A 9,236-nucleotide genomic window follows, 5' to 3' on the forward strand; every position below is an offset into this window, starting at 1 on the left:
CACGCGCACCGCGAACGCGGAGACGAACGACGCCCGAAAGTCCCGGCCCGCGGCCCGCCCCGACCGGTCACGCGCCGAGCCGCTGACCCGCATCGCGCTCTCCGCCTGCACCAGCAGCGACGTGAACATCAACTCGACCGCGTCCAGGTCGGCGTCGAACCCCATCACCGTGCACAGACCCAGCTCCCTGTGCCAGATCGCCCGGCAGTGGTTGGCCTCGGCGACCTCGTGCAGCAGGACGGCCTTGTGCTCGTCGTAGGGGGAGTCCACCGGCAGCCGCCGGGCCGCCGTCGCGGGGGCCGGTCCCCCGGACTCCTCCTCCAGCAGCGCCCGGTCGATGCTGTGCCGGGCCATCAACTCCTGGGCGCGGGCGCTCAACGCCTCCGCCTCGTGCGGGAACTCCGTCGACTCGGCCTTGGCCAGCAGGGCCCGCACCCTCTCCAACCGGGCGCGGTCCACCGACGACGCTGTCCGAACCGGGGCCTGGCGGCCGGGCCGAAAGGCGCCCGGCGGCGGTCCCAGCGCCTGCACGGGCGCCAGGACCCGCAGGGCGGCCAGCACCCGCAGTACCAGCTCGACGACCTCGAACCTCAGCAGGCCGTGCTCGGCCCCCGCGTAGGCGAGGTACCCCTCGCCCCACTCCGGCGCCGTCCCCAGATCCCGCACCTGCGCGCTCCACCGGGGGTCCACCGCGGCCGGGGAGTACCGGCGGTGCTCGGCCACGATCGCGTCGGCGCACAGGGCCGCGGCCACGCGGCCGAGCTCCCGCCCGACCTGGCGCACCGTCTCGGCGGGGNGGGCCCACACCCCGGCCAGACCCCGGGTCAGGGCGTCCGTCACCGCCGACCCGGCGGCCTTCGCCCACTCCGGGTCCTCGACGTCGGCCAGACGTGCTGAGGCCAGGTCCACACCCCCGCCGTCGTCGCCCAGGACCAGGGCGTCGACGGCCCCGGTCACGACGTCGGCGGGGGAGTCCGCGGGCGCGGGACCCGCCCAGGCGTCGGTCCGCGGGGCCGAGGCGCGTCGCCGTCCGCGGTTCTTCTTGCCCACGGTGGTTCTCCCAGGTCGAGGTGGTGGCAGCCGACCCGCCATCCTAGTCGTGTTCGCCTTGGGCCCGCCGCTTCGCTTCGGCCCTGCCTCCCCCACCGGCCCGTGACACGCGCGAAACACGCCCGAAAGACGCCCGCGCCGCACACGTGGACTCCATCCGCCCAGGTCCGACTTGGGGTCCGATGTTCCGCACGGAAAGCCGGAGCTTTCGTCCTGGAAGCACGCCGGAAACAATCACGGCGTAGCGTCGCGTGGCATCCACAGCCACCGAGGAGTCTCCATGCACCAGGGAACCGGATCCGCTGGCCGCGACGCCGCCCCGGGCGGCCGGGCGGAGGGGGCCCGCTGCCCCCTCGGCGGGTCGGGGGCACTGGCCCTGCACGACCCCGCCGCCGCGGACCTGCCCTGGGACCGGCTCCGGGACCACTACGGAGGCCTCGTGCCGGTCGAGATCAGCCCCGGCGTGCCCGGCTGGCTCCTCCTCGGCTACAAGGAGAACCTCCAGGTCCTACGCGACCAGACCTACTTCTCCGCCGACCCCCGACCCTGGAGCGCCTCCGGCACCGCGCCCGCGCGCACCGGCGCGCTCACCCACGACGGAGCGGAGCACCAGCGGCTGCGCACCCCCATCGTCGAAGCGCTCGCCCGGGTGGGCACGCCCCAACTCGTCCCGGTCGTGGAGCGCGCCGCCGTGCGCCTGTTGGGCGCGGTCGCAGCCGACGGCCGCACCGACCTCATCGGCCGGGTCGCGGCGCCGCTGCCCGCGCTCGTGCTCAACGAACTCCTCGGCCTTCCGGACGCCTACGGGGGTCTGCTCGTCGACCTCACCGCCCGTCTGTGGAGCGGTGACCCCGACCGCGCCGAACCCGCGTCGCTGGCCATCCGCGACTACTTCACGGGCCTGGTCGCCCGTAAGCGCGCCGAGCCGGGCGACGACCTCACCTCCCACCTCCTGGAACACCCCCACCGCCTCACCGACGACGAGGCGGTCGAGGCGCTCTCCCTGCTGTGGGAGACCGGGCACGAACCCACCACCCACCTCATCGGCAACGCTCTGCTCAAACTCTTGGAGGACCCCACCGTGTGGACCGCCTACCTGGGCGGTACCCTCACCCCGGAGGACTTCATCGACCACGTCATGTGGACCGACTCACCGATCAGCGTGCTCGCCGGGCGCTACTCCACCATGGACATCCGCTTCGCCGGAGCCCGTATCCGGCGGGGGGAGCCGCTGCTGTTCGGGTTCACCTCCGCGCACGGCGACCCCTCGGTGGTCCGAGGCGGGGACGATGCCATGGCGATGGCGGGCAACCGCTCCCACCTGTCCTGGGGCGCGGGGGCGCACCGGTGCCCGGCCACCGGCTTCGCCCGGGAGTTCGCGCGCACGGCCATCGACACGGTCGTGGACCGCCTGCGCGGTCTGGCGCTGACCGTCGACCCCGCCGAGCTGGCCTGGCGCGGCTCCCTGGCCGTGCACGGACTGGAGGCCCTGCCCGTGCGGTTCACCCCCACCGGGGAGCGCGCCGAGCCCGCCCCCGAGGAGCGGCCCGGGCCGCCCACCCGTACCCGTTGGATCCGCCGCAAGCGCCGACCGGCGCCCCAGGGCGCCCGCTACCAGGCGCCCCTGGCCCCCAAGGACGAGGAGGGGGAGCCCGAACCCGCAGTGCGCTCAGCACCGGCGTCCAAACCCCGCTCCACCGCACCGCGCGCCGTCGGAGCGCGCTACCAGGCGCCGTTCGCCCAGCCGGAGGCCGACGCACCCGACCCCCTCGAGCGGCTTCTGGCCACCTGGCGCCCGCGCGGATAGCGCCGTCCGTCGGACGGAAGGAGGCCCGGCGCGCCGGCACGGGCACCGGGCCCGTCAGGGGCCGATGACCACCAGTTCGGGGTGGACCCCCTCGGGGTCGTCCAGCAGGGGCTGCTCCCCGCCGCGCAGGTGGTGGTCGAAGAAGGCCACACCGTAGGCGCGCACCAGGTCCAGCCCGCGCCCGACGGGGATGTCGCCGAACTGGGCGGACCACTGCTCGGGGGTGAGGGCGCCGGTCAGCCCGAGCTGTTCCATGAGCACTCCCCGGTCGGTGCCGCTGGAGTGACCCGAACCCTCCAGCCGGATCCACTGCCGCCAGCCCGACAGCCGGGGCCACATCTGGTCCACTCCATGCCACCGGTTCCCCTGGTCGTTCTCGATCAGGGCCAGCGGCTTGTCCACCCCCTCGTCCACGGCGGGCGCGTAGTACGGTCCGTCGAGGTTGATCCCGGCGTCCACGCGCTCCTCCGCCCGCAGGGTCTCGGCGGTGGCGGTGCCGCCCCACGAGTGTCCGACCATCCCGACCCGGTCGGCGTCGATCACCCGTGACCACCGCCAGGCCGGATCGGAACCGGTGAGCCGGTCGAGGAGGAACGACACGTCCTCGGCCCGGTTGACCGCGCCCAGCGCCCACTCCCCGGACCGGCACCCCGTGCACTCGGTGACCAGGCGGTCGGGGAACTCCACGGGCGCCGCCTCGTGGGCGTGGTCCACACCGGCCGCGACGAACCCGTGGCTGGCCAGCTCCTCCGCCAGCGCCGACATCTGGGTCCGGCTCAATCCCGCCCCGGGCGAGAGCACGACCAGGGGGAACCCGCCGTCGCGGAGGAACGCGGGCGGGACGCCCGACCGCGCGTTCGTCCGGATCCGGTGCAGGGTGTCGGCGGGCAGGTCCAGACCCAGCCCCTCGACCGTGGCCGCCGACTCCGCCTCGGTCATGTAGGGCGCTGGCCGCCCCACGTCGGCGCGGGCCGGGTACCACAGGGTCACCATCAGCTCGCGGGGTCCGCCCGCCCACACGTCCTCCCGCTCCTCGTCCACCAGGTGCAGGACGGTGGTGCCCACGGGACGGTCCCCGGTGGGTTCGGGCAGGAAGGCCGGCGGCGCCGTGGCCGGGTGGTCGTGGTCGGAGTCGGCCGCCACGGCACCGGCCGAGGCGGAGGAGGCCAGGGTCAGGGCGGCGGCCAGGGTGAGCGCGGCTCCGGCGCGGATCACGCGTGCGGTCGCCTGACGCACGGCGGCGCCGGATTCGGTGGAGGGGTGCAAGGGACCGTCCCGTCATGGTCGCGATCGTGTCCCGAACACACTAGGAACGGCGACCGCCACCCCACCATGGGGGAGTCCCCGGGGCCTTGCGGGCGTCTCCCCGAGCCGCGGGGTGGGGCCAGCACCACCACACCCCTGACGACCAGCGCTCTCACACCACGGGGTTCGCCGACGAGCGGCTCTGGGGGGTGCCGTCGACGCGGGTGACGAACGGGGTGATTCGGACGGGGCTCCCCGGGCGCCCGCGCGCGGGCTCACGGTAGTCGGGTCCACCGCGGCGCGGATCGGCTCGCGGCCCGGCTCACTCCTGGCGCCGACGTATCCTGTCGGCGAACTCCTCGGCCTTGAGCAGCCGGGACAGCTCCTCCCGCCGGGGCACGGACGAGCGGTCGTCGTCGGCCGCCAGCGCGGGGTCGGGGATCTCCTGCCGGACCTCGGCGTCGATGCCCAGGACGTCGTGGTCCTCGATCTCCTCGATGCGGTGCCCGTAGGGGTGATCGAGCAGGAACTCGGCCACGGCACTGTCCTGGTCGGCCGCGCCCACGTCCATCACGGCATCCACGTCGTCGATGTCGGCTGAGCCGTCCACCGTGAAGTCTTCGGGTTGCTCCGTCACCGGCGGCCCCCTCGCGTTCGCTCCCTCTACCTCGATCATGCCTGGTCGGAGCGGGGGATTCCAGTCATGGCCGCCGGAGATCCGTAGTGGCGGCGGACGTCGGAGCGCGGACGCGGCCGTGGGACGCTAGAGACGCCGCACGCGCGGCCCCGGCACGCCGACCGAACACGGCGCGGCCGGTCCACGGATCACACGGACGACGAGGAGCGACCGGATGCCTGGCAGTACGACCTCCCACGGCGCGGCGGACACCGGGGAACGGGCCCGACCCGCCACCCCGCTGGACCGGCGGGGGGAGTGGGCCGCCCTGGGCGAGCACCGTACCCGGTTCGGTGACACCCACCTGCGCGACCTTTTCGCCGACGACCCCGAACGCGCGCGGCGGTTCGCGCTGGACGTCGGCGACCTGCACGTCGACTACTCCCGCAACCTCGTGACCGACGAGACCCTGCGCCTGCTCACCGCCCTGGCCGACGCCACCGGTGTGGCCGACCTGCGTGACGCCATGCTGCGCGGAGACCACGTCAACCTCACCGAGGACCGCGCCGTCCTGCACACCGCCCTGCGCGCGCCCCGAGGGGCGGTCGTCGAGACCGACGGGCACGACGTCGTCCCCGACGTCCACCGTGTCCTGGACCGGATGGCGGCCTTCGCCGAGCGCGTGCGCTCCCGGGAATGGCTCGGCCACACCGGTCAGAGCGTCCAGCGCGTGGTCAACATCGGCATCGGCGGCTCCGACCTGGGCCCCGCCATGGCCTACGAGGCCCTGCGCCCCTACACCGACCGCGGTCTGGAGTTCCGCTTCGTCTCCAACGTGGACGGCACCGACCTGCACGAGGCGCTCATCGACGCCGACCCCGCCCGCACGCTGTTCGTCGTCGCCTCCAAGACCTTCACCACCGTCGAGACCATCACCAACGCCACCGCCGCGCGCGCGTGGCTGGCCGACGGGCTCGGCGTGGACACCGGCGGCGACGCCGTCGCCAAGCACTTCGTCGCGGTCTCCACCAACGCCGAGGCGGTGGCCGGGTTCGGCATCGACACCGCCAACATGTTCGAGTTCTGGGACTGGGTCGGCGGCCGCTACTCCTACGACTCGGCGATCGGCCTGTCCCTGATGGTGGCGCTGGGCCCGGACGCCTTCCGTGAGATGCTCGCCGGGTTCCACCTCATGGACGAGCACTTCGCGACCGCGCCGCCCGCCCGCAACCTGCCCTTCCTGCTCGGCCTGCTGGGCGTGTGGTACGGGTCCTTCTTCGACGGTCACAGCCACGCGGTGCTGCCCTACAGCCACCACATGTCGAAGTTCGCCGCCTACCTCCAGCAGCTGGACATGGAGTCCAACGGCAAGTCGGTCCAGCGCGACGGCCGGCCCGTCGCCTGGCAGACCGGACCGATCGTGTGGGGCACCCCCGGCACCAACGGCCAGCACGCCTACTTCCAGCTCCTGCACCAGGGCACCCGGTTCGTGCCCGCCGACCTCATCGGCTTCGCCAACCCCGCCCCCGACCTGCCCCCGGCCCTGGTTCCCCAGCACGACCTGCTCATGGCCAACCTGTTCGCCCAGGGGCAGGCGCTCGCCTTCGGACGGACCGCGCGGGAGGTCGAGGCGGAGGGCGTGCCCGCCGACCTGGTCCCGCACCGCACGTTCGCGGGCAACCACCCCACGACCACGATCCTGGCCGACCGGCTGAGCCCGTCGGTACTCGGCCAGCTGGTCGCCCTCTACGAGCACAAGGTGTTCGTGCAGGGCGCGGTGTGGAACGTCAACTCCTTCGACCAGTGGGGGGTGGAGCTGGGCAAGGTCCTGGCCAGGCGGGTCGAGCCCGCCCTGACCGAGGGCGCCGACGTCCCCGGTCTGGACGCCTCCACGGCCGCCCTGGTGCGGCGGTACCGGGCGCTGCGCGGCCGCTAGCGGGTCGGCGACCGCTCCGGCGCGCCGTCCGCCGGAGCGGTCCCGGTACGCTCGGGGCCTACTGGGCGGGGCCGCGGAGGAGATCCGACGAAGCGGTGTCCGGGGAGGGGCGAACGTGCGCGCTGGAGTACATGGGTTCGGGGCGCTGATCCTGGTCGGCGCGGTCGCGGGCTGCGCGTCGACGTTCGGCGGGGGAGGGGTCTGCACGGAGATCGGCGTCCCGGTGGGCGTGTCCCTGGATGTGGCGCCCTCGGACGCGGCGGGGGCGCGGTCCGCCGAGGTGGAGGTGTGCTGGGACGGGCGGTGCCGCGGCTCCGAGGTCGAGCTGTCGGAGTCGACCGAGAGCGTCGACGAGGGCTGCGAGGACGGGGCGTGCACCGCACGGTCCGTTCCCACCGGAGGGCAGCACGGTTTCGCGTTCGTCGACGCCCTTCCGACCGACCCCGTGGAGGTGGGCGTCGTGCTTCTGGGAGACGGCGGGACGGAGCTGTTCACCGGCACGACCACCGTCACCCCCCAGATGCTGGAGGCCAACGGCCCGGGCTGCGCAGAGGGCGGCCCGCAGGCGGGCGTGGTGGTGGAGGACGGCACCCTCCGGGAGCGGTGAGCGGACCAACACGCCGCCGGTCGTTCCCCCGGGCGCCGCGTGGCCGGTGCCACGCGTGAGGTGAGGGATCGCCGGTGCCGGTGTCCGCGGGGCGGGCGGGAAACTCCCTTGCCCACCCCCACCCTCCCCGGTTAACCTGCGATCGACATGCGTAACTGACATCGAGACCGACCGCCGGGCGCGCGGGGCTCGCCCCTCCAGGGGCTGGAGCCGGACCCCGCCCGGCGTGGCCACGTTCCCAGCAGCTGTGGTGCGGTCTCGATGTCGACGACCTCCGTCGTCCCTCGCGGCCGCCCCGGGCGCCGCCGCACGCATCGAGACCCACCCCTTTGACGAAGGGTGGTTCCCTGTGACCTTCGAAGCCGAGGCCTCGACGCTTCCGCGCGGCTCGGCCGTGCTCACCGCACGCGATCTGGCCAAGTCCTACGGGGCGCGTGTCGTCCTGGACGGGGTGAGCCTCGACGCGGCCCCCGGCCAGAGGCTCGGTCTGGTGGGAGAGAACGGCGCGGGCAAGTCGACCCTGCTCCGCCTGCTCTGCGGGGTGGAGGAACCCGACGCCGGAACCGTCTCGCGCCCGGCCGACACCGGTTTCCTGCACCAGGAACTGCCGCATGGGCCCGACACGACCCTGGCCGAGGTGGTCGCCGGGGCCCTCGAACCCGTGCGCGCGGTCGAGCGCCGCCTGGCCGCCAGCACCGCCGCACTGGACGCCGACCCCCTCGACGACCGGGTTCTGCGCGAGTACGGCGAGGTCCTCACCGAGGCCGAACGCCTGGATGTGTGGGACGCCGACCGGCGGGCGGAGGTGGTCGTGGCGGGCCTGGGCCTGTCCGGGATCGGCCCGGACCGTCCCGTCGGCCGGATGTCCGGCGGCCAGCGCTGCCGTCTGGGGCTGGCCGCCCTGCTGATCCGCCGCCCCGGCGCCCTACTGCTGGACGAGCCGACCAACCACCTGGACGACCGGGCGCTGGAGTTCCTGGAGGAGTACCTGTGCGAACTCCCCGGCCTGGTCGTGCTGGCCAGCCACGACCGCGTGTTCCTGGACGCCGTGTGCACCGGCCTGATGGACCTGGACCCGGCGGTGGAGGGCCCCGTCCTCTACGGCGGCGCCTACTCCCACTACCTACGGGAGAAGCGCCTGGAGCGCGAGCGCTGGGAACAGCGCCACCAGTGGGAGCAGGGCGAGCTCAAGCAACTGCGGGAGGCGGTGCGCACCACGGCGCGCCAGGTCGCCTACGGGCGCGGCCCCAGGGACAACGCGAAGATGGCCTACGACTACAAGGGCGGCCGGGTGGACAGGCAGGTCTCGCGCCGCGTCCGCGACGCCCGCAACCGCCTGGAGACGCTGGAGCGCGACCAGGTGCGCAGGCCGCCGCGCCCGCTGCGCTTCGCCGGATCCCTGACCAGGGACCCCGGCACGGAGGGCGGCGCCGCTCTGTCCGTCCGTGACCTGGTGGTCCCGGGCCGGCTGCGGCTGGACCGGCTCGACCTGCCCGGTGACGGGCGGCTCCTGGTCACCGGCCCCAACGGAGCGGGCAAGTCCACGCTGCTGTACGCGCTGGCGGGCCGGCTGCGGCCGGCCTCGGGGCGGGTGGACCCGCGACGGGGCACCACGCGGGCCCTGCTCGAACAGGACGTGGTCTTCCCCGATCCGACGCGCACGCCGCGATCGCTGTACGAGGAGCGGAACGGGGCCGGATCCGACGCGCCGCGTCTGGGCGAACTGGGACTGGTCGCCCCGCGTGACCAGGACCGGCCGGTGGGGGAGTTGAGCGTGGGCCAGCGGCGACGCCTGGCGCTCGCCCTGTTGGTGGGCCGTGCCCCGGACGTCCTGTTGTTGGACGAGCCGACCAACCACCTGTCGCTGGCGCTGGCCGAGGAGTTGGAGGAGGCGCTGGGGTCGGCCCCCGGAGCCGTGGTCGTGGCCTCACACGACCGGTGGCTGCGCCGCCGTTGGGAGGGGGCGGGCCTGCGG

The 9,236-nt window shown here is 74.3% G+C and carries 7 protein-coding genes; 4 read left to right on the forward strand and 3 right to left on the reverse strand.

The window, feature by feature from the left end:
* Positions 1-1,050, reverse strand: a 1,050-nt coding sequence (locus D471_RS34980; protein WP_017599913.1) for a DUF2786 domain-containing protein, incomplete at its 3' end; no start/stop codon positions are given.
* A gap of 280 nt (positions 1,051-1,330) precedes the next feature.
* Between D471_RS34980 and D471_RS0118065 the strand changes: the two genes are divergently transcribed.
* Entirely contained in the window at positions 1,331-2,857 is a 1,527-nt protein-coding gene (locus D471_RS0118065; RefSeq protein ID WP_026127838.1) for a cytochrome P450 family protein, read from the forward strand.
* 54 nt (positions 2,858-2,911) lie between these two features.
* Here D471_RS0118065 and D471_RS34985 read toward each other — a convergent pair whose 3' ends face one another.
* Complete coding sequence (locus D471_RS34985; protein WP_017599914.1) at positions 2,912-4,123, reverse strand: alpha/beta hydrolase family protein; 1,212 nt, start codon at positions 4,121-4,123, stop codon at positions 2,912-2,914.
* 301 nt (positions 4,124-4,424) lie between these two features.
* Positions 4,425-4,739 carry a hypothetical protein gene (locus D471_RS0118075; RefSeq protein ID WP_017599915.1) on the reverse strand — a complete coding sequence of 105 codons (315 nt, stop codon included), beginning with the start codon at positions 4,737-4,739 and terminating at the stop codon, positions 4,425-4,427.
* Between the two features lie 214 nt (positions 4,740-4,953).
* On the opposite strand from D471_RS0118075, the gene pgi reads away from it, so the two are divergent.
* The 3 genes from pgi to D471_RS0118090 form a co-directional block, all read left to right on the forward strand.
* The gene (gene pgi, locus D471_RS0118080; protein ID WP_017599916.1) at positions 4,954-6,654 is read left to right on the forward strand and encodes a glucose-6-phosphate isomerase; all 1,701 of its coding nucleotides are present in this window, start codon (positions 4,954-4,956) and stop codon (positions 6,652-6,654) included.
* A gap of 115 nt (positions 6,655-6,769) precedes the next feature.
* A complete protein-coding gene (locus tag D471_RS0118085) occupies positions 6,770-7,261 on the forward strand; it encodes a hypothetical protein (protein WP_017599917.1) in 492 nt (163 codons plus the stop codon).
* A 349-nt stretch (positions 7,262-7,610) separates the two neighbouring features.
* On the forward strand, positions 7,611-9,236 hold a 1,626-nt coding region (locus tag D471_RS0118090), incomplete at its 3' end, for an ABC-F family ATP-binding cassette domain-containing protein (protein ID WP_017599918.1).

The organism is Nocardiopsis lucentensis DSM 44048 (assembly GCF_000341125.1).
Taxonomy (GTDB): Bacteria; Actinomycetota; Actinomycetes; order Streptosporangiales; family Streptosporangiaceae; genus Nocardiopsis; species Nocardiopsis lucentensis.

Coding starts and splice junctions, on each gene's coding strand:
- D471_RS0118065 (WP_026127838.1), top strand. CDS start 1,331: ATGCACCAGGGAACCGGATCCGCTGGCCGCGACGCCGCCCCGGGCGGC.
- pgi (WP_017599916.1), top strand. CDS start 4,954: ATGCCTGGCAGTACGACCTCCCACGGCGCGGCGGACACCGGGGAACGG.